General features: G+C 76.0%; 21 protein-coding genes. 11 read left to right on the top strand and 10 right to left on the bottom strand.

All coding sequences use genetic code 11. The features are described 5' to 3' along the window. Together ACH4SL_RS32060 and ACH4SL_RS32055 are read left to right on the top strand one after the other, a co-directional pair. Positions 1-1,419: a hypothetical protein gene (locus ACH4SL_RS32060; protein ID WP_398452231.1), complete on the top strand. Its 1,419-nt coding sequence runs from the start codon at positions 1-3 to the stop codon at positions 1,417-1,419. Between the two features lie 152 nt (positions 1,420-1,571). After that, positions 1,572-1,955 carry a hypothetical protein gene (locus ACH4SL_RS32055; protein ID WP_398452223.1) on the top strand — a complete coding sequence of 128 codons (384 nt, stop codon included), beginning with the start codon at positions 1,572-1,574 and terminating at the stop codon, positions 1,953-1,955. Between the two features lie 30 nt (positions 1,956-1,985). On the opposite strand, the gene ACH4SL_RS32050 is transcribed toward ACH4SL_RS32055, so the two are convergent. From ACH4SL_RS32050 to ACH4SL_RS32030, 5 genes are all read right to left on the bottom strand, one after another. Further along, positions 1,986-2,813, bottom strand: a complete 828-nt coding sequence (locus ACH4SL_RS32050; RefSeq protein WP_398452221.1) for a DeoR/GlpR family DNA-binding transcription regulator — start codon at positions 2,811-2,813, stop codon at positions 1,986-1,988. A 175-nt stretch (positions 2,814-2,988) separates the two neighbouring features. Then, positions 2,989-5,403, bottom strand: a complete 2,415-nt coding sequence (locus ACH4SL_RS32045; protein WP_398452218.1) for a right-handed parallel beta-helix repeat-containing protein — start codon at positions 5,401-5,403, stop codon at positions 2,989-2,991. A gap of 160 nt (positions 5,404-5,563) precedes the next feature. After that, positions 5,564-6,187 (bottom strand): hypothetical protein, encoded by a 624-nt coding sequence (locus ACH4SL_RS32040; protein ID WP_398452215.1) that lies wholly within the window; start codon positions 6,185-6,187, stop codon positions 5,564-5,566. A gap of 102 nt (positions 6,188-6,289) precedes the next feature. After that, on the bottom strand, positions 6,290-7,117 hold the full coding sequence (locus ACH4SL_RS32035; protein ID WP_398452212.1) for an MOSC domain-containing protein: 828 nt from the start codon (positions 7,115-7,117) through the stop codon (positions 6,290-6,292). Between the two features lie 32 nt (positions 7,118-7,149). Beyond that, complete coding sequence (locus ACH4SL_RS32030) at positions 7,150-7,785, bottom strand: DUF6643 family protein (RefSeq protein ID WP_398452209.1); 636 nt, start codon at positions 7,783-7,785, stop codon at positions 7,150-7,152. An 88-nt stretch (positions 7,786-7,873) separates the two neighbouring features. Between ACH4SL_RS32030 and ACH4SL_RS32025 the strand changes: the two genes are divergently transcribed. After that, on the top strand, positions 7,874-9,064 hold the full coding sequence (locus tag ACH4SL_RS32025; protein WP_398452206.1) for a TerD family protein: 1,191 nt from the start codon (positions 7,874-7,876) through the stop codon (positions 9,062-9,064). A gap of 393 nt (positions 9,065-9,457) precedes the next feature. Here the strand turns inward: ACH4SL_RS32025 and ACH4SL_RS32020 are convergent, their stop codons facing one another. Further along, positions 9,458-10,645 (bottom strand): glycosyltransferase, encoded by a 1,188-nt coding sequence (locus ACH4SL_RS32020; protein WP_398452203.1) that lies wholly within the window; start codon positions 10,643-10,645, stop codon positions 9,458-9,460. Positions 10,646-10,694: 49 nt separating this feature from the next. Between ACH4SL_RS32020 and ACH4SL_RS32015 the strand changes: the two genes are divergently transcribed. After that, entirely contained in the window at positions 10,695-11,462 is a 768-nt protein-coding gene (locus tag ACH4SL_RS32015; protein WP_398452200.1) for a glutamate racemase, read from the top strand. A gap of 45 nt (positions 11,463-11,507) precedes the next feature. Next, the gene (locus ACH4SL_RS32010) at positions 11,508-12,053 is read left to right on the top strand and encodes a hypothetical protein (protein ID WP_398452197.1); all 546 of its coding nucleotides are present in this window, start codon (positions 11,508-11,510) and stop codon (positions 12,051-12,053) included. 263 nt (positions 12,054-12,316) lie between these two features. Here the strand turns inward: ACH4SL_RS32010 and ACH4SL_RS32005 are convergent, their stop codons facing one another. After that, positions 12,317-13,435, bottom strand: coding sequence for an O-antigen ligase family protein (locus tag ACH4SL_RS32005; protein ID WP_398452194.1), 1,119 nt, complete (start codon positions 13,433-13,435; stop codon positions 12,317-12,319). A gap of 190 nt (positions 13,436-13,625) precedes the next feature. On the opposite strand from ACH4SL_RS32005, the gene ACH4SL_RS32000 reads away from it, so the two are divergent. The 3 genes from ACH4SL_RS32000 (at position 13,626) to ACH4SL_RS31990 (ending at position 16,438) form a co-directional block, all read left to right on the top strand. Continuing rightward, positions 13,626-14,126: an NUDIX hydrolase gene (locus ACH4SL_RS32000; protein WP_398452190.1), complete on the top strand. Its 501-nt coding sequence runs from the start codon at positions 13,626-13,628 to the stop codon at positions 14,124-14,126. Between the two features lie 242 nt (positions 14,127-14,368). Beyond that, positions 14,369-16,000: a DHA2 family efflux MFS transporter permease subunit gene (locus tag ACH4SL_RS31995; RefSeq protein ID WP_398452629.1), complete on the top strand. Its 1,632-nt coding sequence runs from the start codon at positions 14,369-14,371 to the stop codon at positions 15,998-16,000. 159 nt (positions 16,001-16,159) lie between these two features. Continuing rightward, positions 16,160-16,438 (top strand): hypothetical protein, encoded by a 279-nt coding sequence (locus tag ACH4SL_RS31990; RefSeq protein WP_398452187.1) that lies wholly within the window; start codon positions 16,160-16,162, stop codon positions 16,436-16,438. Positions 16,439-16,511: 73 nt separating this feature from the next. Here the strand turns inward: ACH4SL_RS31990 and ACH4SL_RS31985 are convergent, their stop codons facing one another. From ACH4SL_RS31985 to dhaK, 3 genes are all read right to left on the bottom strand, one after another. After that, complete coding sequence (locus ACH4SL_RS31985; RefSeq protein WP_398452184.1) at positions 16,512-16,916, bottom strand: PTS-dependent dihydroxyacetone kinase phosphotransferase subunit DhaM; 405 nt, start codon at positions 16,914-16,916, stop codon at positions 16,512-16,514. Beyond that, positions 16,913-17,575, bottom strand: a complete 663-nt coding sequence (gene dhaL, locus ACH4SL_RS31980; RefSeq protein WP_398452181.1) for a dihydroxyacetone kinase subunit DhaL — start codon at positions 17,573-17,575, stop codon at positions 16,913-16,915. Before dhaL ends, ACH4SL_RS31985 begins: the two co-directional genes overlap by 4 nt. A gap of 89 nt (positions 17,576-17,664) precedes the next feature. Next, the gene (gene dhaK, locus ACH4SL_RS31975) at positions 17,665-18,657 is read right to left on the bottom strand and encodes a dihydroxyacetone kinase subunit DhaK (RefSeq protein WP_398452178.1); all 993 of its coding nucleotides are present in this window, start codon (positions 18,655-18,657) and stop codon (positions 17,665-17,667) included. A 159-nt stretch (positions 18,658-18,816) separates the two neighbouring features. Here dhaK and ACH4SL_RS31970 point away from each other — a divergent pair, with 159 nt between their 5' ends. The 3 genes from ACH4SL_RS31970 to ACH4SL_RS31960 all read left to right on the top strand — a co-directional run bounded on the left by ACH4SL_RS31970 (position 18,817) and on the right by ACH4SL_RS31960 (position 22,887). Further along, positions 18,817-19,692 (top strand): oxygenase MpaB family protein, encoded by an 876-nt coding sequence (locus ACH4SL_RS31970; protein ID WP_398452176.1) that lies wholly within the window; start codon positions 18,817-18,819, stop codon positions 19,690-19,692. A gap of 92 nt (positions 19,693-19,784) precedes the next feature. After that, on the top strand, positions 19,785-22,028 hold the full coding sequence (locus tag ACH4SL_RS31965) for a tetratricopeptide repeat protein (RefSeq protein WP_398452173.1): 2,244 nt from the start codon (positions 19,785-19,787) through the stop codon (positions 22,026-22,028). A 154-nt stretch (positions 22,029-22,182) separates the two neighbouring features. Beyond that, entirely contained in the window at positions 22,183-22,887 is a 705-nt protein-coding gene (locus ACH4SL_RS31960; protein WP_398452170.1) for an alpha/beta fold hydrolase, read from the top strand. The last annotated feature ends 11 nt before the right edge of the window (positions 22,888-22,898 follow it).

The following is a 22,898-nucleotide window of genomic DNA, read 5'->3' as shown; positions in this document are numbered from 1 at the left end:
ATGACGATGTCCCAGGCGTCGGCTCGGACGGCCCCGCCGGCCCAGGAGGCCCCCGACACCGAAGAGCCCGCCGCGCAGCCGGCGAGCCCGGCGGAGACCTACCGGGCGCGCCGCAGGCCGCGGCCGACCCGCGGCGGGTCGCGGCGGCTCGCCGCCCGTACCGTCGCCGTCCTGGTGGCGCTGGGCGTGCTGTGCGCGGTCGCGGTCGCCGGCGCGATCTCCGTACGGCACGCCACCGCCCGCTTCGGCAGCACCGTGACCGACCGCGCCTCGGCGGCCGCGCAGCTGCGCTCCGCGCTCGCCGACCTCGACGCGCAGCGCGCCGACACCCTCGCCCCCGGCCGCTCCGCGGACGACCCGGACGTGATCGTCGGCAACCAGCTCAACGCCCTGATCACCGCGCAGCGGGACCGCGCCCTGGTGAGCGAACTGCTCCGCGAGCTCGGCGGCGACCCCGGCCAGGGCACGCGGGTGGCGCAGCTGCTCGACGGCCTCGGGCAGTACGACGACCTCAGCGGGCGCGCCCGCTACGTCGCCGAGCAGCAGCCCGACCAGACCGTCGGCCACCCGCCGCGCTTCGCCGTCGCCATGAACGTCTCGGCGGGCAGCATCATGCACACCCGGCTGCTGCCGCTCGCCGACGCCCTGTCGGCGGACTACCAGCAGCAGGCCGACCGGCAGCGCGACACCGCGCGGCACGCCGCCGTGCGCTGGGGCGCGGCGGTCGGGGTGCTGGGCGCGCTCGCCGTCCTGCTGCTGCTGTGGTGGCAGTGGGAGCTGGCCCGCGACTACCGCAGGCGCTTCAACCCGGCGCTGCTCGTCGCGACCGCCGCGACACTCGCCGTCACCCTGGCCGGGGCGCTGGCCATGAACGCCGCCGCCGACGCGGTGGACACCGCGAGCAGCCAAGGGCTGCGGCCCTGGACGGACCTCGCCGAGGCCGGCGCCGTCGCCTCGCAGGCCGCGGCGACCGAGAGCCGCTGGTTCGTGCACGACAGCGCCTTCGGCGAGGCCGACGAGGCGCAGTTCGACACCCTCACCGAGCGGCTCGACGGGCTCCTGACCCCGGACGGCCACGCGACCGCGCAGGAGCGCCCCGCCTACCAGGACATGCTCGGCCGCTACGCGAACTTCCGCGCCGACGACGACAGGCTGCGCTCGCTCAAGAAGCAGGGCGACACCGAGGAGGGCGCGGTGGTGCTCACCGAGGTCGGCCGCGGCAACGTCGCCTTCGACTTCTGGGACTTCTCCACCACCCTGGAGCGCCTCGCCGACCGGCAGCTGGCCGACTTCACGCAGCACGCCGACGACGCCCACGGCGCCCTCGACGGCTGGCCCGCGGTGCCCGCGGGGGCGCTCGGCCTCGCTGCGGCACTGGTCCTGCTCGGAATCCGCCCCAGATTCGCGGAATACCGCTGACCTGCGGCGGAGCCGCCCACTGCCGGAGGCCCACGCCGCGCACGGTGTCCGGCGTGGTACAAGTGGCAGGGGAAGTATCGATTCGCCGGTGGGGGGAAAGCGTGCCGCGTGCCGCCGCCCCGGCCATGCCTGGACGAGACGAGAGCGCAGAAGTGACCACCGAACCACCACCCGCGGCCGACGAGCCGTCGCTGCCCGACGACGTGTGGGAGCAGTTCGCCAACGACTCCGAGCGGGCGATACGCGCCACCGCGCCGAAGGAGCCCTCGGCGCGGGCCAGGATCGTCGCCCGCCGGCTGCGCGAGGACGACGAGCAGGGCGTCGACGCCGGGCCGCACCGCTTCGGACGGCGCCGCGGCCGGCCGCACACCCCCTCGCAGCACGCCGCCGCGTGGCGGCCCGACAACCGGCCGCCCCGGCGCCCCCCGACGCCCGGCGTGCGGCGGCTGCGCGCCTTCGCCGGCATCGTCCTGGTCGCCGCGGTCGCGCTCTTCCTGCTGGCGCCCAGCAGCGCGTGGTCCTGGATCGGCGGCTGAGCCCCGGGGCGGACCCCGGCGGCCCGCCGCTCAGCCCTCCGCGGGCTCGCCCGCCACGATGAGGTCCGACAGGTGCTCGGCGATCTCGGCCCGCAGCACCTCGGGGATCCCCGCGTCCGTCACCAGCGTGTCCACGTCCTCCAGCGACGCGAACGAGCTGAGGCCCACCGTGCCCCACTTGGTGTGGTCGGCGATCACCACGACCCGGCGGGCCGAGCGGACGAAATGCCGGTTGGTCTCGGCCTCCGCCAGGTTCGGCGTCGACAGGCCCGCCTCCACCGAGATGCCGTGCACGCCCAGGAAGAGCAGGTCGAAGTGCAGGGCCTGGATCGCCCGGTCGGCCACCGGCCCGACAAGGGTCTCCGAGGGCGTCCGCACCCCGCCGGTGATCACCACCGTCGCCGACCCCTCACCGGGGGCGGCGCCGGGCCGCCGCTGGTTGTTCTGGAAGACGTCGGCGACGCGCACGGAGTTGGTCACCACCGTCAGGTCCGGTACGTCCAGCAGGTGGTGCGCGAGGGCGTAGGCGGTCGTGCCGCCGGCCAGGGCGATCGCGCTGCCGGGCGGCACCAGGGCCGCGGCGGCCGTCGCGATGGCCTCCTTGGCGCCCAGCTCCAGGCCCGACTTCGCCTCGAAGCCCGGCTCGTGGCTGCTGGCCTCGACGACCGGCACCGCGCCGCCGTGCACCTTCTCCACCACGCCTTGGCGGGCGAGCGCGTCCAGATCCCGGCGGACGGTCATGTCCGAGACGTTGAGCCGGCGCGTCAGCTCGTTGACCCGCACACCACCGCGGCGCCGCACCTCGTCCAGGATCAGTGCCCGGCGCTGCTCGGCGAGGAGGTTCTGGTTGTCGCCCACCCGTGACCTCGTCTTCTGCGATTTCTGCGTCTTGTGCGTTCTGGGTTGTACCCGGCGTGACCGGCCGCCGCGGTGCGCCGGGGGCGCATCCGCCCATCTTTCCACGTGCCCCCCGCCGCGCGCCCGGCGGCCGCCCCCTTCCGCCCCGTCGGGGCGCGGGCGCGGCGCGCGCGGCTCAGGGCAGCTCGGGCAGATCCTCCGGGTAGAGCAGCTGGAGTTCGTCGTGGGTGGGCTCGTCGACGTGCGCCAGGCGCACCGCGTGCCGCTCCACCATCGCCTCGAACGCCTGCCGCGCCGCCCGGCCGTTGCCGAACGCGGGGCCCTTGGGGAGGGCGGAGAAATACTTCAGCAGCGCCTCGCCCGCGTCGTCGCCGAGCCGGTACTCCTGCTCGGCGGCCTGCGACTCCACGATCCGCAGCAGCTCCGCGGCGGAGTAGTCGCCGAAGGTGATCGTCCGGGAGAAGCGGGACGCCACACCGGGATTCGAGGCGAGGAAGCGCTCCATCTCGGCGGTGTACCCGGCGACGATCACCACCACCGCGTCCCGGTGGTCCTCCATCAGCTTGACCAGGGTGTCGATCGCCTCGCGGCCGAAGTCCCGGCCGCCGTCCTCCGGCGCGAGCGAGTAGGCCTCGTCGATGAACAGCACGCCGCCGCGGGCCCGTTCGAAGGCCTCCTGGGTGCGGATCGCGGTCGAGCCGATGTGCTCGCCGACCAGGTCGACCCGGGCCACCTCCACCAGGTGGCCGCGCTCCAGCACGTCGAGCGAGGCCAGGATCTCCCCGTACAGCCGCGCCACGGTGGTCTTGCCGGTGCCGGGGGAGCCGGTGAAGACCAGATGGCGGCGCGGGGAGGGCGCCTTGAGGCCGGCCTCCCTGCGGCGGCGGCCCACCGCGATCATGTCGATGAGGGTGCGCACCTCGCGCTTGACGCCGTCCAGGCCGACGAGCGCGTCCAGTTCGGCCAGCACCTCGGTGCTCTCGCGCCCGGCGGCCGGGGCGGGCGCCGGCTGCGCCGCGGGCTCGGCGGGCTGCTGCCGCGGGACCTCGCCGAGCAGCCCGTACGACCGGCCCGCCGACTGCCGCTCGGGCACCGGCGGCACGGTGACGGGGGCCGGCTCGGGCGTCGCGGCCCGGTCGCTCGTGCACTCCTCCGTCACCGGGCCCGGCTCGGCGAACTCGTAGCCGCCGCGGGCGCAGCGCTCGGTACGGCAGCGGGTCAGCGTGGAGCGGCAGCCGTCGATGATGTGGAAGCCGTAGCCCTTGCTGCCGGTCACCTTGCAGGAGGTGAAGGTGCCGCGGCCCTCCGCCGAGACGTAGATGCCGGACTCGGTCGTGTTGGTCACCGTGCAGCGCTCCAGCGCCGGGTCCGCGCCCTTGGTGACGATCACGCCGGTCGCCGCGGAGTCGATGGTGACCTGGGCGAAGGTGCCGCCGCTGCCGTGGTCGCGGAACCACGCGCCGGTCGCCGCCTCGCGGATCCGGCAGTCGTCCAGCTGGACGTTGGCGCCGTCGCTCACCGACACCGCGGTGTTGCGGATCCGCGTGAAGTCGCTGTCCACCACGTCCGCGCGCGAGCCGCGGTCCAACACGAACAGCGCGTCCGGCACGTCGTGCACACGGCAGGCGTCGATTATCGCCACCGCTCCGTCGCTGACCCACACCGCCGGGTAGTCGCCCGTACTGTCGTGGATCTCGCAGCCGTTGGCGTCGGCCCTCGTGCCCGGGTCCCACACCGACAGGCCGTTGCGGCCGAAGCGGCGGACCGTGCAGCGGGTCAGCGTGAGCACCGCGCGGGCCCGCAGGTCCACGGCGTTCTCCGGGATGTCGTGGACGTCGCAGTCGGACATCGACAGCACCGCGTCGGAATCCAGCGAGATCCCGTCGCCGGTGGTGCCGTGCACCCGGCAGTCGGTGAGCTGGCCCGAGGCGCGCTGCGACAGGTGCAGGCCCGTCCCGCGCACGTCGAAGACCTCGCAGTCGACCGCCTCCAGCGAGCTGTGCTCGCCGGTGACCGACAGGCCCGAGCCCGATACGTGGTGCACCCGGCAGCGCTCCAGCCGCGGGCTGCCGCCCGCGCGCACCGCCACGCCGGACTGGCCGGCCGCGAGCACCTCGCAGTCCTCGAACAGCCCGCCCGCCGCGTCCAGCACGCTGATGCCGACGCCCGCCGGGTTGTCCACCGTGCAACGCCGGGCCGTCGGCCGGGCGTTGTCGCGCACCTCGACACCGACCGCCGAGCGCGCGTTGACCCGCAGCCCCGTCAGCTCCGGCGAGCACGCCTCGACCAGCAGCGCGGCCGCCGTGCTGTCCTGGCCCTCGACCACCAGGTCGTGCACCGCGGCGGCCGCCCGCACGGTCACCGCCACGCCCGACGCGGGGGCGATCCGCACCGTGCCGGGGCCGTCCGCGCAGCGCAGCGTGACCGCGTGGTCTATCACCAGATTCTCGCGGTACGTGCCGGGACCCACCGTCAGCACGTCGCCGTCGGCGGCGGCGGCCAGCGCGTCGGACACCGTGGCGTACTCGCCCGTGCGGCGGCGCCACCGTGAACTGCTCGGGTTGGTGACCTGCACCACGCCATGTGCCATCGGGTTGCCCTGCCCCCACCTCTTGCGTCGGCCGACCGGGGATCAACCGTAGCGTGCGCGAAGGGGCGCTGTTGACGACGTCCCGTCAGGCGGGCGGCGCCGCCCGGCGCATCCGCCCGCGCACCGGGGCACCTCCGCGGCGAAGCCGTGCGCCGCCGCGTCAGCCCCCGGCGCCGGCCCGGCCCCAGTCCTGGCCGAACCGGGCCCACGCGCGGTCCCAGGAGGCCATCCTGCGCTGCGTCAGCCGCCACAGCAGCAACTGCCGGGCCAGCAGCAGCGCCCCGGCCGCCAGGCCCGCCGTCGTCACCCCGGCGAGCGCGGAGTGCGCGGTGGCCGTCGCGCGGTCCAGCGGCGGCGCGACCAGCTCGCCCCGGCGGTCCGTCCACAGCATCAGCTGGTTGCCGCGCCGCACCTCCAGCCCGAGCGGCACCTTCCCGGAGCGCGCCGTGCCGTCCGGCGCCGTCCAGCGCAGCACCTCCTCGCCCGCCGGATCCACCTGCCGGCCCACCGCCCGCTCCGCGCCCGGCGCGGTGGTGGCGCCGCGCGCCGCGGACGCGAGCACCGCGGTGGCGGGCACGAGGGTGCGCTCGCTCCGCTGGACGCGCGCGACCCGGGTCAGGGCGTGGTCCGCCGACCGGCCGGCCCACCAGCCGACGAGCGGCACCGTGCAGATCAGCAGCACGGTGACCAGCCCGATCCAGGCCTCGACGACATCGGAACGCCGGCGCAGCGGATTGCGCCGCCAACGCCACCCGAACCTGGTGGTCCTGCTCCGACGAGCCACGGCCGCACCCCCTTCACCCGTCCCTACCGCCCACGCATACCCCGGGATGCGGCGACCGACGCGCAAAGCCGTCCGCATCCGCCGGAAGAGCGGGACGGGCCGTCACTCCAGAACGGTGAACGGATCGCCGACGCGCAGGGTTCCGGTGCCCTCGGGGACGAGGTTCTGCCCGAAGAGCAGGCGGGAGCCGACGTTGCGGTGCCGCGCCAGCGTCCGCAGCGGCTCCTTGCCGCGGACGGCGGTGGACTGGTCGGTGGTGGTGACCACGCAGCGCCCGCAGGGCTTGGCGACCCGGAAGACCACCTCCCCGATCCGCACCCGCCGCCAGTCGTCCTCCGCCCAGGCGCCGGCGCCGTCGACCACCGCGTTGGGCCGGAAGCGGTTCATCGGCAGGGGCCCCTCCGCGGGGCGGTCCCCGGCGGCGATCAGCGCGTTGAGGGCGTCGAGCGAGGAGGACGAGGTGAGCAGCAGCGGATAGCCGTCGGCGAGGCTGACGGTCTCGCCGGGGCGCGCGTACGCCGGGTCGATCGGCCGCCGGACGGCGGGCTCGTCCAGATACACCAGGCGCACCGGCTCGCCGAGATACGCGCCGAACCACGCGTCGGCCGAGGCGTCGGCGGCGACCACGTCGACCTTGCCCGCGAAGATCCGCACGCCGCGCGACTCCGCCCCCGCGGGAGGCACGGCGACATCGAGGTCCGGCAGGCCGGGCGCGGACAGCCGCAGCCCGCCGCCGGGCAGCAGCAGCGCACCGACCAGCGCCAGCCGTGCGTGCTCGCGCTGCGTCACGGCCGCGTCGCCGGCGTCGACCAGCATCCAGCGGCGGTCCCCCGCGAGCCCCCATGGCTCGACAACCGCCTCGCGCACGCCGACGGCGCGCAGCGACTTGACCGGATGGACGTTCAGGGCGCTCAGCGTCAGCGGACTCATGACGCCATGGTGCCAGCGGGATGCCGCGCAGGTCAGCCCTGGTAGTAACCCCCGCCGCCGTTGCCGAGGTTGCGCCGCGGGTACTGCTCCTCGGGGTGCCCGCCGGGCACCTGGCGCGGCGGAACGGGACGCGGCGGCACCGGACGCGCGGCCTCGTAGCCGCCGGGCGGAGCCTGCTGCGGCATGCCGCCGCCATAGCTGCCCGGGTGGCCGCCCGGCTGGCCGTTCATGGGCTGGCCCATCGGCTGGCCCATGGGCGCGCCGCCGGGCGGGAAGCCGCCGTTGAAGCCGCTGTTGCCGTTGAAGCCGTTGTTGGCGTAGCCGCCGCGGGGCGGCTGCGCCTGCTGCGGGACGTACGGCGCGGGCTGCTGCGGGTAGCCGCCGCCCGGGTAGCCGCCGGGCGGCGGGGGCTGCGGCGGCTGGTAGGAGGGCGACGAGGGGCCGGCCGGCAGGGCGGGCAGCGCCGGCCGGGTGGCGGGCAGGTTGGCGCCGTAGCCGGTGGGCATCCCCGAGTCGAAACCGGAGTACGGCGTCGGTACGCGGATCGGGGCGATCTGCGGCGTGCCGCGCTCGGCGACGAGGCTGTCGTAGATCGGGGTGTCCGGGAAGGACGCAGACGAGGGGTAGCCGCCGTAGCCGCCACCGTACGAACCGCGGGGGGTGGTCATGGGCCATAAGTTAAGCCCACGATGTGGTCGTTGGGGAGACCGATTAGAGGGTTGTTTGACGGGTGTTTGACGGCTCCCGCGTGGCACGATGTCCCCAATACGAGCGAATCCCCGGAAACCGGTCAAGGAACAGCGCTGTGATCAGGTAAAAGGCGTGCGCCGGAGGGGCCGCCGGGGAGGCGCGACGCGCCGGGGGAGGATGGCAGTGCTGCTGCGCAGGGGGGAAAGCGTCCGGTTGCCGAGCGCGGAAGTCCGGTTGGAGTTCCGCCGCGGCGCGGGTCAGGGGACACCGCGGGCGGAGCTGTGCGCGCTCCTGCTCGCGGACGGAGCGGTGCGCGGCCCCGCGGACCTCGTCGCCGCCGCGGCGCCCGCGCACGCCTCGGGAGCCATCACCCACACGGGGGAGGGCGGCGCGGACGGCTCGGCCGTGGACACCCTCGTGCTCGACCTGGCGTCACTCGAAAGTGCGGTCACCGCGGTGCTCGTGGTGGTACGCGCCGAGGGCGGGCCCGACGCGCGGATCCCGGCGCCGCGGCTGAGCGCGCTCGCCGGCGGCGGACCCGTGCGGTTCGAGCTGCCCGGCGTCACCGGCGGGCCCGCGACCGCGGTCGGCGAGTGCTACCGGGAGGGCGGGGGGTGGCGGCTGCGCGCCCTGTCCCGCACCGCGCCGCCACTCCCGTCCGCCGCGCAGCGCTCCCGCGCCGGGGCGGGCCGACGGGAGGCAGCCGGTACGCGGCTGGGGCCCGGGCTGCTGCGGATCGCCTACGGCGGGTCGGGTGTTGAGGGCGCGGGGCGCGCGGAGGGTGGCGCCGAGCTGGGGGCGCTCTTCGAGCTCGCCGACGGCCGCAAGGGGGTCGTCCAGGCGCTCGGCGGCGCCACCGGGGCGCTGTGGCTGCCGCCGTACGTCCAGCTCGACGCGGGCGGCGGCCGGGCCGAACTGACCGTCAACCTCGACCAGGCGGTGCGTTTCCGCCGGGTGCTCGTCTTTCTCGCGCTGCGGGGCGGGAGCTTCGCGGATTCGGACTCCGGCGGCACGGTGGAGGTGCGGCCCGAGCACGGGCCGCCGGCGGATTTCGCGCTGCCGCCTCCCTCCGGGGGTGGGTCGGCGGTGTGTGCGCTCGTGCTGATCACGCGGGAGCGTGGGGGTGGGGGCTCGGGTGAGGTGCTGCGGCTGCGCCGCGAGGCCCGCTACCTCCCGGCGCGTCCGGGGCTCAGCCCCCAGCGGACGGTCGACTACGCGTACGGATGGGCTCTGCGGTGGGTGCCCGCGGACGCGTGAGCTTGCGCTGGCGCGCTGGGGTGGGGGTTCGGTTGGTTGCGCGACCTTCCGCCGGTGGGTGGTTGCTCGCGCCGTTCCCCGCGCCCCTTCGCGGCGGCCCGGCGGTGGGGTCGGGTGCCACTCCGGGGGTACCTCCTCGGAATGCGCGTCTGACCTCATACGCAATTGGTAGGACCTGCGTGCGCATTCCTCCGGGGGCACCCCCGGATCGTCCCCCTCCTGTCGTACGGCGGGTTCGCCGCCGATGGTGGTTGCGGCCCACAGGAAGACCGGCACTTTTCGCTCCTACCCGCACGGGTGGTGCGGGTGGGAGAACACCGCGCCGTCAGGCGCGGGAAACCCCCGCGGCGGGAAAGCCGGCGACGTACGTCGAGGGGGCGGGCCCCGGAGGGGCTATGTCGGGTCCGGGCGGGAATAGGTGCGGCCCTTCCAGGCCGCCCCGCGGCCGCGGTAGTGCTGGACCGCGGAGTCGACGGTCATGAGGAGGTAGAGGCCCGCCGTGTAGGGGAGGGTGAGGGCCAGCCACAGGGGCTGGGCGTAGTAGCGGAGCATCGGCAGGTACGTGAGGGTCATGACGGCCCACGCGGCGGCGCCCGCGGCGCACAGGGCCCAGGAGCCGGTGGCGGCACCGCCGATCGCCGCGGCCGGGGGGACGAGGTAGATGAGGGCGAGCCCGAGCACCGTACCGGCGAGGACCGCCGGATTGTGCCGGAGCTGCGCGTAGGCGCTGCGCGCAACCATCCGCCACAGTTCGGCCAGGCGCGGGTAGGGGCGCACGCTGTCGACGCGCTCGGCCAGGCCGAGCCAGATCCGCCCGCCGGACCGCTTGACCGCGCGGGCGAGCGCGACGTCGTCGATCACGGACTGCCGGATGCTGTCCGGCACCCCCGCGGCGTCGACCGCGGACGCGCGGATCAGTACGCAGCCGCCCGCGGCCGCCGCGGTGCGGGAGCGGTGCCGGTTGATCCAGCGGAAGGGGTAGAGCTGCGCGAAGAAGTACACGAACGCCGGCACGATCAGCCGCTCCCAGCCGGTCTCGACGCGCAGCCGGGCCATCAGCGACACCATGTCGAGGTCCGCGCCCGTGGCCGATGCGGCGAGCGCGCGCAGGCTGTCCGGGCGGTGCGCGATGTCGGCGTCGGTGAGCAGCAGGTACTCCGCGCCGGTGCGCTCGCGCGCGAGCGCGATGCCGTGCCGTACGGCCCACAGCTTGCCGGTCCAGCCGGCGGGCGGCTCGCCGGGGGAGGAGACGGTGAGCGGCAGCCCGCCGTGCTCGGCGGCGAGCTCGCGGGCGAGGTCCCCGGTGCCGTCGGTGCTGCCGTCGTCGACGAGGAAGACCTCGGCCCTGCCCGGGTACCGCTGCGCCAGCAGCGACGGCAGGCTCGTCCCGAGCACCTCCGCCTCGTCCCGCGCGGGCACCACGACGGCGACCGCGGGCCACCGCTCGGGGTCGCGGTCCGCGCGCGGCAGCCGTACGTCCGTCCGCCAGAAGAAGCCCTGCCCCGCCAGCAGCCACACCCACACGAGCAGGGACAGCCCTGCGATCACTGTCGTCACCGTCACCCGCGCAGTCTGCCGCACCGCGGGTGCCGCCCGGCGGCGCAGTCCCGGCGGCGCCTATTGTGAAGGCGTGAAGATCGCACTCGTGGACTCCGGAATCGGACTGCTGGCCGCCGCCGCGGCCGTGCGGAAGCTGCGGCCGGACGCCGACCTGGTGCTGTCGAGCGATCCGGCGGGCATGCCCTGGGGGCCGCGGACGGGGCAGGACGTCAGCGACCGCGCGCTGCGCTGCGCGCTGGACGCCGCCGAGCGCGGTCCCGACGCGCTGATCGTGGCCTGCAACACCGCGTCCGTGCACGCGCTCGCCGCGGTGCGGGCCGCACTGGAGCCGGGACTGCCGGTGGTGGGCACGGTGCCCGCGATCAAGCCCGCCGCGGCGGGCGGCGGCGCCGTCGCCGTGTGGGCCACCCCGGCGACCACGGGCAGCGCCTACCAGCGCGAGCTGATCGCCGAGTTCGGCGGCGCCGCCGAGGTGACCGAGGTGCCCTGCCCGGGCCTCGCCGCCGCCGTGGAGGCGGGCGACGAGGCGGCGGTACGGGCCGCAGTGGCCGCCGCCGCGGCGCTGACCCCGGCGGGGGCGCGCGCGGTCGTGCTGGGCTGCACGCACTACGAGCTGGTCGCCGACCGCATCGCGGCGGCCGTGCCCGGCGCCCGGCTGTTCGGCTCGGCGGGGGCGGTGGCCGCGCAGGCGCTGCGCCGGATCGCCGCCACGGGCGGCGTGCCGGAGGGCAGTGGCGGCCTGGAGGTGCTGCTCAACGGCGTGAGCGCGCCGCTGCAGCCCGTCGCGGCGGGCTACCCGCAGGGTGCGGCGCTCTGCGTGACACCCGCCACGGCCTGACGCGGCGGGGCTGCCCGAATCGTGCCGGGTGGGTACGCTTCGAGCATGACGCACGCTCCTCGCTCGGAGTCCGTCGCGCCTCAGGTGTGGACGGGCCGCGCCAGCAACCGCATGCAGTGGGTCCTCGCCGTCGTGGGTGCCGCCTGCCTCGCGCTCGGCATCGAGCTGGCCGTCGACCAGCCGGCCACGACCGATCTCGTACCCCTGGTGATGTCCGTCGTCGGCTGCCTGGCCGCCGGACTGCTGATCCTCTTCGGCACGGTCGCCTTCACCCATGTGAAGGTGCAGGTCGACCGGGAGTGCGTGGAGGTGCGGTGCGGCCACATCGGGCTGCCGCGCCGCCGGATCCCGCTCGCAGATGTCAGCGGCGCCCGGCTGGCCCCGCTGATCAGCCCGCGCACCTGGGGCGGCTGGGGCTACCGATGGCGCCCCGAGAAGGGCACGGCGGTCATCGTCCGGCGCGGCCCCGGCATCGTCATCGACCTCGGCGGAGACCGTCGCTTCACCGTCACGGTGGACGACCCCGAGGGCGCGGTGCAGGCCATCGCCGCATGGCTGCGCCTGCGCTCCCGCCCGCTGGCCAGCTCCTGACCCCGGCGCCGTCCGGCCCGGGGCGGGCCTGCCGCGTCCCGGCCCGCCCACCTGTCCCCGGCCGCCCGTGAACCGTGTTCCGGGCGCTGCCGCCGGACTCCGGGGCGAAGGCGCGTTCCGCAGGTGCTGTTCCGCGCGCGTACCGCCGGGGCTCGCGTCACCCGACCGCCGGCGCCACGCGTTGCGGCGCCGGCGCACTGACTCCGGGAGAGGCGTGCACCGGTTCGCGTTTGGCGGCGCGGGCGGGGCCTCACCCGGGTGGCTCAGGTTTCCGGTGGGAGCTGGTCGGGCGTGAGGGGGCGGGCCGTCGCGATGCCTGCGAGGAAGCCGGTGCCCGCGGTGACGGCGGCGTAGCTCAGCACGTGGTCGACGGCCGCGAGCATCGCCAGGCCGGTCAGGGTGGCGGCGGCGGTGAGGACGACGGGGGTGGGGCGCGGTGAGCGCCACAGGGCCGTGAGCAGCCAGCCGAAGGAGACGGCCAGCAGCACCACCCCGGGAATGCCCTGCTCCGCGGCGAGCTGGAGCGGCGCGGACTGCGGTGACGCCGACGCCGGGCCCTCGGCGAGGGTCACGTCCGGGTAGGCGTCCTCCCCCGCGGAGTCCACGGGCGCCGAGTCGGCGAAGCGCTCGGGGCCCACGCCGCGCAGCGGATGGCGTTCGGCGAGCGTGGCGGCCTCGTGCCACAGGTCCACGCGCGGCTGGGTGAGCTGGCCGGTGAGGGACGCCGACAGGCCCGCCGGCAGCGCGTCCACCGCGACCGCGCAGGTCGTGCCCACCGCGAGGGCGGCGACCAGGGCGAGCGCGGCCAGCGCGGGGAGCCGGCGGCGCAGGCGTGCGGCGGCCAGCGAGCACAGCACCACCGCCACGCCCGCCACGAAGCCCGCGGCCGAGCCCAGCGCCAGCGCGGCGGCGGCCGCGCCCAGCCCCGCCGCGCGCAGTGCGATCCGCCGCCGCCTGCCCCGTACGGTCCAGGCGGCGCAGCACGCGGCGCCGGTGGCCAGCACCAGCAGCGCGGCATCGGCGTTGGGGTAGCCCAGCGGCGGCGCGTCGGGGCGGGCGGTGAGCCGGCCGGCCGGCACGAGGACCAGGGCCAGGACGGCAGCGGCGGCAGCGGCGGGCGCGAGCGCGGGCAGCAGCGCGCCCAGGATGCGGCCGAGCGCGTATCCCGCGGAAACGGCGAGGACAGCCAGCAGCGTGCCCTCCGGCCGGGCGGGGCGTCCCGCGGCGGCGACGAGCGCCCAGACCGAGGCGCAGCCGAGCACCGCGATCCCGGCCGCGTCGGCGAGACCGCCGCCCTGGCGGCGCCCCCCGGCGTGCCTGTCAGGACCCTGCGCACGCCGCGCGCGTGCGGCGCCCGGCGGTTCGCCGGCCGTCGTGTCCATGCCCCCCGATACCCCCTGACCCCCGCGGGCGCGACGGCTGCCGTCGCGTCCGCGTTCCCCACGTGGGCGCTCTTTCCGGGTCACGGTAACGGCTGGGCGGGCCGCGGGGGGCGCTTGCGCGGCAACCTTGTCGTCCGTGGGAAACGTGGTGCGGATGTGGTGTTCACCCGGCGTCTCGTAGGCTCGGGTCATGGCGACTCCGCAATTCATCCTGGACATCCGTGCCAAGGCGGGCGACACGCTCCTCTTCCTGCCCGGCGTGGTGATGGTGGTGTTCGACGACCGCGGGCGGGTGCTGCTGAACCGGCGGACCGACACCGGGAGGTGGGCGCTGCTGAGCGGCATTCCCGACCCCGGCGAGCAGCCCGCGGAGGCGGCGGTGCGGGAGATCGAGGAGGAGACCGGCGTCCTGGCGATCGTGGAGCGGGTGCTGAGCGTCTTCACCAACGAGCCGGTGGTCTACCCCAACGGCGACCGGGCGCAGTACATCGACATCGTGCTGCGCTGCCGCGCGGTCGGCGGGGAGGCGCGGGTCAACGACGACGAGTCGCTGGACGTGCGCTGGTTCGCCGTGGACGAGCTGCCCGAACTCGGCCCGACCGCCCGCGGCCGGATCGAACTGGCCCTGCGCGACGACCCCACCTGGTTCGCGCCCGCCGCCCCCGCCGACCGCGGCCACCGGGCTCCCTGACCCCGCCGGGCGGGGCCGCCGCGCCCCGCCCGCCCCGCCGGACCGCCCCGGCGAACCGTCCCCGCCGCGATGTCACATCGCGCCGCGCGGCGCCCCTCTGACTGGCAGGAGCCGGGAGGGCGCGCCGAGCGCACCGGCTCGTCCGCGCACCGCGCCCGCCGTCCCGCACAGGACCGCGAGCGGTGCGACCACGAGGCCGCGAGCGCGCGCACGCACGCGGCGAGGAGGGAAAAGTGAGATCAATGCGGGGCAACCCGTGGGCGGTCCTTTCCGTGCTGTCCGTCGGGTTCTTCATGACGCTGCTCGACCTGACCATCGTCAACATCGCCATTCCCGACATGGTGGGCCGGCTGGGCGCCTCCCTCGACCAGATCCTGTGGATCACCAACGCCTACACGCTGGCGCTCGCCGTGCTGCTGATCACCGCGGGCCGGCTGGGCGACCTGAACGGCAAGAAGAACCTCTTCGTCGGCGGCGTCGCGCTGTTCACCGTCGCCAGCCTCGCGTGCGGGCTGGCGCAGGACCCGGCCCAGCTGATCACCTTCCGGGCGGTGCAGGGCGTGGGCGCGGCGATGCTGCTGCCGCAGACGCTGTCGCTCATCGTGGACGTCTTCCCGCCGGGCAAGCGCGGCGCCGCGCTGGGCGTGTGGGGCGTCGTGGCCGGGGTGTCGGGCGCGGCCGGGCCGACCGTGGGCGGCCTGCTGGTCACCCGGCTGGACTGGCGCTGGATCTTCTTCGTCAACGTCCCGCTCGGGGTGCTGTGCATCATCGGCGCCCTCGCGTGGTTCCCGGCGCCCGCGCGCACCGTGCGGCACCGCTTCGACGTGCCGGGCACGCTGCTGTCCACGGTCGCGCTGTTCCTGCTGACCTTCGGCCTGACGGAGGGCCAGCGCTACGACTGGAACGGCTGGATCATCGCGTGCCTGGCCGCCGCCGCGGTGGTCGGGGCGGGCTTCCTGCTGCACCAGCGGGGCCGTCAGGACGGCGAACCGCTGGTGCCCTTCGCGCTCTTCCGGGACCGCAACTTCACCCTCATGAACATCGTCGGCGTCGCCATCTCGTTCGGTATCGTCGGCCTCTTCCTGCCGCTCACCGTCTATCTCCAGTCGGTCCTGGGCTACAGCGCCCTCAAGGCCGGCCTGGTGCTGCTGCCGCTGTCGGTCGGCACCTTCGTGACGGCCGGGCCCGCCTCGGTCCTCGCCGACAAGCTGGGCGCCAAGTACATCCTGCTGGCCGGGCTGCTGATGTTCGGCGGCGGCCTGGCGTGGATCGCGCTGGCCGCGGACGCGGGCGGCAGCTGGACCGGCGTCGTGACACCGCTGTTCGTGATGGGCCTGGGCACGGGATGCACCTTCTCGCCGATGGCGGGCGAGGCGATGCGCAACGTGCCGCCGCAGCAGACCGGTGCCGCCTCGGGCGTCAACAACGCGGTGCGGCAGATGGGTTCGGTGCTCGCCGGGGCCGTCGTCGGGGCGGTGCTGCAGGGGCGGTTCGCGGCCGGGCTGAAGGACCAGGCCGCGCGGCACGCGGGCGAGGTGCCGGCCGGATACCGCACCGCCTTCGTGCACGGCTTCGACGCGGCCGGGCGGCGGCTGGACGTCGCGTCCGGGACGGCGGGGCCGGCGCTGCCGAAGGGCGTATCCGCGGACACCGCCGCGCGCGTCAGGGAGGCCGCGGCCACGGTCTTCGGGCACGGCTTCGTCGACGCCATGGGGCCGACACTGCTGGTCTCCGTCGGCGTGCTCGCGGTGGGCGCGCTGAGCTGCCTGTTCGTCAAGCCGCACGCGGGCGCGTCCGGCAATCCGCACGGGTTGCCGATGACGGAGGAGGAGATCGCGGCCGCGCAGGCGGGCACCGCCGCCGCGGCGGGCTGACGGAGGCCCCGTCATGCCGCCGTGACAGGGACTCGGCATCGCGGTCAAACGGTCGTACAAACATTCGTCATATGGTGTCTGGCCAGCGGACTTTGTCAGTGGTGGGCAGTAAAATAGTCAGTGTTCGAGAGGTTCGGCCGACGCCGCAGGAGGTTGCCGATGCCCGCTGCCGTACTGTCCCCGCCGAAGAATGTGCCGCACAAGAGTCCGCTGCCGAAGCGGGCGCTGCCCGCCGGTCGTCCGCGTGCGTGGTACATCGCGCACAACCGGCGGCTGAAGTCCATGCGCCTGGTGATCGCCCTGCTCGACGCGGGCGTGTACGAACCGGCCCAGGCCGGCAACGGGCGGATACGCGACGCCGCCGAGCGGATCGGCGTCCACGAGCCGTCCGACACCACCTGCCGCATGGTCCGCACCCTGCTGGTCCACGGCCGCTGAGCCGCCCGTCCGGCACGCGCGGCCCGCGGTCCCTCCCCGCTCCGGACGGGGGAGGGGCCGCGGGCCTCCGCGCTCAGACCTTGCGGTAGGCGTACGCGTCCGCCGCGGCGGCGGCCACCGCGCCCAGGTCCGCGCCGGTCGAGGCGGTGACCACGGCGGCGACCGCGCCCTCCAGGAAGGGGGCGTCCACCAGCCGCGTCCCCGCGGGCAGTTCCTCGTCCGCGAGCAGCGCCTTGACGGTGAGCACCGCGCTGCCCAGGTCGGCGAGCACCGCCACGCCAGCGCCCTGGTCCACCGCGCTCGCCGCGGCCGTTATCAGGTCCGAGCTGGTGCCGAAACCGCCGTCCGGCGCGCCGCCCGCGGGCGCGACCGGCACCGTGGCACCCGCGCCGCTCAGCCCGGCGGCGAGGTCCGCGACCGCCTGGGCGGCCTGCGCGCTGTGCGAGACCAGCACTATTCCGACCAGCGGGGTGCTCATGCGTCCTCCCGTGCTGCCTCGGCGAAGGCCTCGACCAGCAGCGCCGAGGACGTCGCGCCCGGGTCCTGGTGGCCGACGCTGCGCTCGCCCAGATAGCTGGCCCGGCCCTTGCGGGCCCGCATCGGCGTGGTCGCCTCCGCCCCCGCCCCGGCCGCCCGCGCGGCCGCCGCGAACGCCCCGGCCGCGCCGTCGCCCGCCTCCAGCGCGCCGCCCAGCGCGTCGAGGGCCGGCAGCAGCGCGTCCAGCATCGTCTTGTCGCCCGGCACCGCGCCGCCCAGCTGCGCGACCCCGTCGATCCCGGCCCCCAGCGCGTCCCGCAGCCGCGCGGCCGGCACCGCAGGCTCCTCGCCCAGCTCCTTGCCCGCCCGGCGCAGCAGCGTCCCGTACAGCGGGCCGGAGGCGCCCCCGACGGTGCTGATCAGCGTGCGGCCCACCAGCACCAGCACCCCGCCCGGGGTCTGCGGCGCCTCCTGCTCGACGGCGGTCCGCGCGGCCAGGAAGCCGCGCCGCATGTTCGCGCCGTGGTCGGCGTCGCCGATGGGGGAGTCCAGCTCGGTCAGTCGCGCGGCCTCGCGTTCGACGGCGGCGGTCGCCGCCGCGAGCCAGCGGCGGGCGAAGGCCGCGTCGACCGGCGCCTCGGGATCGGGGGTTGCGTTCATCGGGTTCGCGCGGTCCTTTCGCCGGTGGTGCGGGAGGGGGTGCGGGAGTACGTGCCGGGGCGGTGCGCCGGGCGCGGGCGGGGCAGGGGTCAGCAGCCCCAGCGCAGGCCCGGGGTGGCGACCGGGGCGTCGTACAGCCGCAGCAGCTCCTCGTCGGCCCTGCATATCGTCACCGAGGCCCCCGCCATGTCGAGGGACGTCACATAGTTGCCGACCAGGGTGCGGGCGACCGGGATCTTGCGCTCGGACAGCGCGCGCTGCACCTCGGCGTTGAAGCCGTACAGCTCCAGCAGCGGGGTGCCGCCCATCCCGTTGACCAGCAGCAGCACCGGACCGTCCGGCTGGAGGTCGGACACCACCGCCTCCACCGCGGCGTCCGCGATCTCGCCGGAGGTCATCATGGCGCGCCGCTCCCGGCCCGGCTCGCCGTGGATGCCGACGCCCAGCTCCAGCTCGCCGTCGGGCAGGTCGAAGGTCGGCCCGCCCTTGGCCGGGGTGCTGCACGCGGAGAGCGCCACGCCGAAGGACCGCGCGGACGCGTTGACCTGCCGGGCGAGCGAGGCGACCCGGTCCAGCGCCGCGCCCTCCTCGGCCGCCGCGCCGGCGATCTTCTCGACGAAGAGCGTCGCGCCCGTGCCGCGCCGCCCCGCCGTGTACGTGCTGTCGGTCACCGCCACGTCGTCGTCGACCAGCACGGTGGCGACCTGCACGCCCTCGTCCTCGGCCAGCTCGGCGGCCATCTGGAAGTTCAGCACGTCACCGGTGTAGTTCTTCACGATGAAGAGCACCCCGGCGCCGCTGTCCACGGCCGCCGCGGCGCGCACCATCTGGTCCGGCACCGGGGAGGTGAAGACCTCGCCCGGGCAGGCCGCGTCCAGCATGCCGCGGCCGACGAAGCCGCCGTGCAGCGGCTCGTGCCCCGACCCGCCGCCGGAGACCAGGCCGACCTTGCCCTCGTAGGGCGCGCCGCGCCGTACGATCACCCGCCTGTCCACGTCCACGGTCAGCTCGGGATGCGCGGCGGCGATACCCCGCAGCGCATCGGCGACCACGTTCTCGGCGACGTTGATCAGCATCTTCATCGGCTACTCCGTCCGCACGGGCCACGGGATCTCCAGCGTACGGTTCCGCCGCCCGCGGGGCACCACGTACGGCGGGGCCCGCGGGCCCTGCGGTATCCTCCCGGCCCCTCCCCGGCGGGCCGCGGACGCGGTTACCGTGGGCCGGTGAAGGAGGCCGTCATGAGCGACGCCGACCCCGGGATCTTCGGACCCGACTCGGTGACCTGGCAGCTGCACGCCGACCCGGTCATGTGGGTGGCCGGCATCCGGGCGCTCTACCTCCAGGCGCTGCACCCGAGGGCGGTGCGCGGCGTCGTGCAGAATTCCGACGTCCGGCACGACTCGTGGGGGCGGCTGCTGCGCACCGCGTCCTTCGTCGGCGAGATCACCTACGGCACCGCGCCCGCCGCCGAGCGCGCCGGCGCCCGTATCCGCGGCATCCACCGCAGGCTCTCGGCGACCGACCCGGACACCGGCGAGCGCTACCGCGTCGACGACCCCGAGCTGCTGCTGTGGGTGCACTGCGCCGAGATCGACTCCTACCTCGGGGTCGCCCGCCGCTCGGGCTACCCGCTGACCGCCGCCCAGGCCGACGCGTACGTGGCCGAGCAGCGCGAGGCCGCCCGCCTGGTCGGCCTCGACCCCGCCGGCGTGCCGGGGAGCACCGCCCAGCTCGCCGGGTACTTCGACGCCGTACGCCCGCGGCTCGCCGCCACGCCCGAGTCCGGCGACATCGCGGGCTTCCTCGCCGCGCCGCCCGTGCCCTGGCCCCTGCTGCCGCTGCGGCTCGCGGTGTGGCGCGCGGTGTCCGGCACCGCCTACGCGGCGCTGCCGCCCTGGGCGCAGGAGCTGTACGGGCGGCCGGGGCCCGCGCCGGCCGCCGCCGACCGGCGGCTGCGCACCGCCGGACGGCTGCTGCGGGCTGTTCCGGCGCGGGTGCGGTGGCAGCTGCCGCCCGGCCACATCCTGCGGGCCGTCGCCCGGCTCGGCCCCGGCACGCGCCCCTCGCCCGGCAGGCTGCCGGCCGCCGCGGGCGCGGGCGCCGGTGGGCCTTGAGCGGATATGCCCTGATGCGAGGTGACGTGTTCGGCGCGGCCCGGCCATACTGAGTGCGGGGAAGCACCGAGGACCACGGGGGCGGGTACGCGATGGCGGCGGGACATCACGGGGACCACCACGGGCACAGCGGCGGGGCGGAGCAGGCCGCGGTCATCCAGGGGCGCTACCGGCTGCACGAGCTGATCGGGCGCGGCGGCATGGGCGAGGTGTGGCTCGCGCTCGACGAGTCGCTGGGCCGCAAGGTCGCCGTGAAGTGCCTCAAGCCCCTGGGCCAGGCCAGGGACGCCGGGTTCACCCGGATCCTCCAGGAGCGCTTCCGCCGCGAGGCGCGGGTCGCGGCCGCCCTCCAGCACCGCGGGATCACCGTCGTCCACGACTTCGGCGAGCACGACGGCCTGCTCTTCCTGGTGATGGAGCTGCTCGACGGGCGCAACCTCCTCCAGGTCCTCGACGACGCCCAGCGCCACCCGCTGCCCGTCCCCGACGTCATCGACATCGCCGAGCAGGTCGCCGACGCGCTCGCCTACACCCATTCGCAGGGCATCGTCCACCGGGATCTGAAACCGGCCAACATCATGCGGCTCGCCGACGGCGGTGTGAAGATCTGCGACTTCGGCATCGCCCGGCTCGGCCACGACATCGGCTTCACCTCCCGCCTCACCGGCACCGGCGTGGCCATGGGCACCCCGCACTACATGTCGCCCGAGCAGATCGGCGCCTCCGGCGAGGTCGACCACCGCAGCGACCTGTATTCGCTGGGCTGCGTGCTGTACGAACTGGCCACCGGCGCACCGCCGTTCGACCTCGGCGACACCTGGGCGATCCTGGTCGGCCACCGCGACACCGTCCCCGACCCGCCGCGCGCCCGCCGCCCCGAACTGCCCGCGGAAATCGACCGGCTCATCCTCGACCTGCTCGCCAAGGCCCCCGACGACCGCCCGCAGGACGCCGCCGACGTCTGCGGCCGGCTCAAGGCGCTGCGCGGCGGCGGGCTCCCGCACCCGCCGCCGGCGCTCTCCGGCGGCACCGCGCCGACCGCCGCGCTGCCCGGGTGGGCGCAGCACCTGACCACCGGCACCGCCGCCGCCTCCGTCCGGCCGGTGCCCGCCCCGCACCACGAGCTGACCGGCGCGTGGTCCACCCGCGGGGCGCGCCCGCCTTTCCCCGGCCCGCCGCCCGGCCCCGCCGCCGGCGTACAGGCGGAGCTGGCCGGGCGGCACGCCGAGGCCATCGACCTGGCCAGGACCGGCAAGTGGCGGCAGGCGTACGACCTGCACACCGCTGTGGCCGCCGCTCGCGAGAGCACGCTGGGCGCCGAGCACCCCGACACCCTCGGCAGCCGCTACGAGACGGCCTACTGCCTCACCGGCCTCGGCCGCACCGAGGAGGCGCTCCGGCTGTACGCGTACGTCGGCGAGGCGCGCGGCCGCGTCCTCGGGCCCGACCACCACGACACGCTCGCCGCGCGCCACGAGGCCGCGTACGCGCTCGGGGTGCTCGGACGCCACGAGGAGGCGCACCGCGAATACACCGACGTGCTCGCCGCCCGGCTGCGCGCCTCGGGGCCCGACGACCCCGACACGCTGCAGTGCCGGCACAACCTCGCCTACAACCTCGGGTGCCTCGGCCGCACCGAGGAGGCGCACGCGCTGGCCGCCGAGGTGGCCGAGGCGCGCCACCGGGTGCTCGGCGCGGACCACCCGCAGACGTTGATAACCCTCTTCGAGGTCGGCCACATGCTCGGCAAGGCCCGCCGCTGGCCGGAGGCGCTCGACGTCTACCAGGACGTCGCCGCCGCGCGCGGCCGCGTCCTCGGCGCCGACCACCCGGACACCCTCGCCGCCCGCTACGAGACCGGCATCTGCCTCGGGCGGCTCGGCCGCAGCGCGGAGGCCCGCGCCCTGTACGAATCCCTCGTCGAGGCCCGGACCAGGACCGCGGGCTCCACCGACCCCGAGACGCTGCGCGCCCGGCACGCGCTCGGCGTCAACCTCGGCCGGCTCGGCGACTGGGAGCGCGCGCTCGTCGAGGCCCGCGACGTCGCCGCCGTCCGCGCCCGCGTTCTGGGGCCTTTCCACCCCGACACGCTGGTCAGCAAGCGGGAGATCGCCGTCGCCCTGGGCTGGCTCGGCCGCTGGGCCAGCGCGCTCGCCGTCTACCACGAGGTGGCCGACGCCCGCGAGGAGGTACTCGGCGCCGCCCACCCCGACACCCTCGCCAGCCGCAGCGACGAGGCGCAGTGCCTGCGCCGCCTCGGCCGCGCCGCGGAGGCCCAGGCCCTCCACGAGCGCGTCGCCGCCCGCCGCGACACCCCGCCGCCTTCCGGCAGTTGAGCCCGCCGCACGCGGGAGGCCGTACGGCGCCGGATCCGCGGGCCGGCGAGCTGCCGGGCGGGGCCGCCGAACGGTGCCGGGTACGCGCCCGGTGGTTGTGCCCGCCGCGAACGGGGCGGCGGGAGCCGCGGGGCCGGAATTAGGGTCCGGGAGCATGAACGCGATGCGCACCTTCCGCTCCGGCGGTGTCCGGCTGGCCTACGAGCAGGACGGCCCCGCCGGCGGACCCCCGCTGCTGCTCCTGCACGCGCTCGGCGAGAACCGCGGCTCCTGGGCCGAGGTCGCCCCCGCGCTCGCCGCGGACGGCTGGCGCACCACCGCGCTCGACCTGCGCGGCCACGGCGACAGCGACCGCGCCGACGACTACACCTTCGAGGCGATGCGGGACGACGTCTTCGCGCTGCTGGACGAGTTGCGGATCGACGGGGCCGCCGTCGTCGCGCACTCCCTCGGCACGATGGTGGCCTCGCTCGTCGCCATGGACCGGCCCGCGGCCGTCCGCCGCCTGGTCCTGGAGGACGGCCCGCTGCCCTTCCCCGCCGACCCGCCCCGTCCGGTGCCCGCGGGCCCGGGGCCCGGCCCCGAACCCACCGGCTACGACTGGCGGGTCGTCGCCGCGGTCGCCCGCCAGCGCAACGCGCCCGCGGCGCGGCATCGTGAGGGGCTCGCCGAGATCACCGCCCCGACGCTGGTCCTCGGGGGCGGCCCGAGCAGCCACATCCCGCAGGACCAGCTCGCGGACGTCGCCGCCCGCATCCCCGGCGCCCGCTTCACCACGATCCCCGCGGGTCACATGATCCACGACGACCGCTTTTCCGACTTCGTCGCGGCGACCCGGGCATTCCTCTCCGAGAGGTGAGCCCGACGACG

It is taken from the genome of Streptomyces sp. NPDC021020 (genome assembly GCF_044333285.1).
Classification (GTDB): domain Bacteria; phylum Actinomycetota; class Actinomycetes; order Streptomycetales; family Streptomycetaceae; genus Actinacidiphila.
The sequence above is the reverse complement of the archived record's forward strand: the minus strand, read 5'-3'. Positions and strand labels throughout refer to the sequence as shown.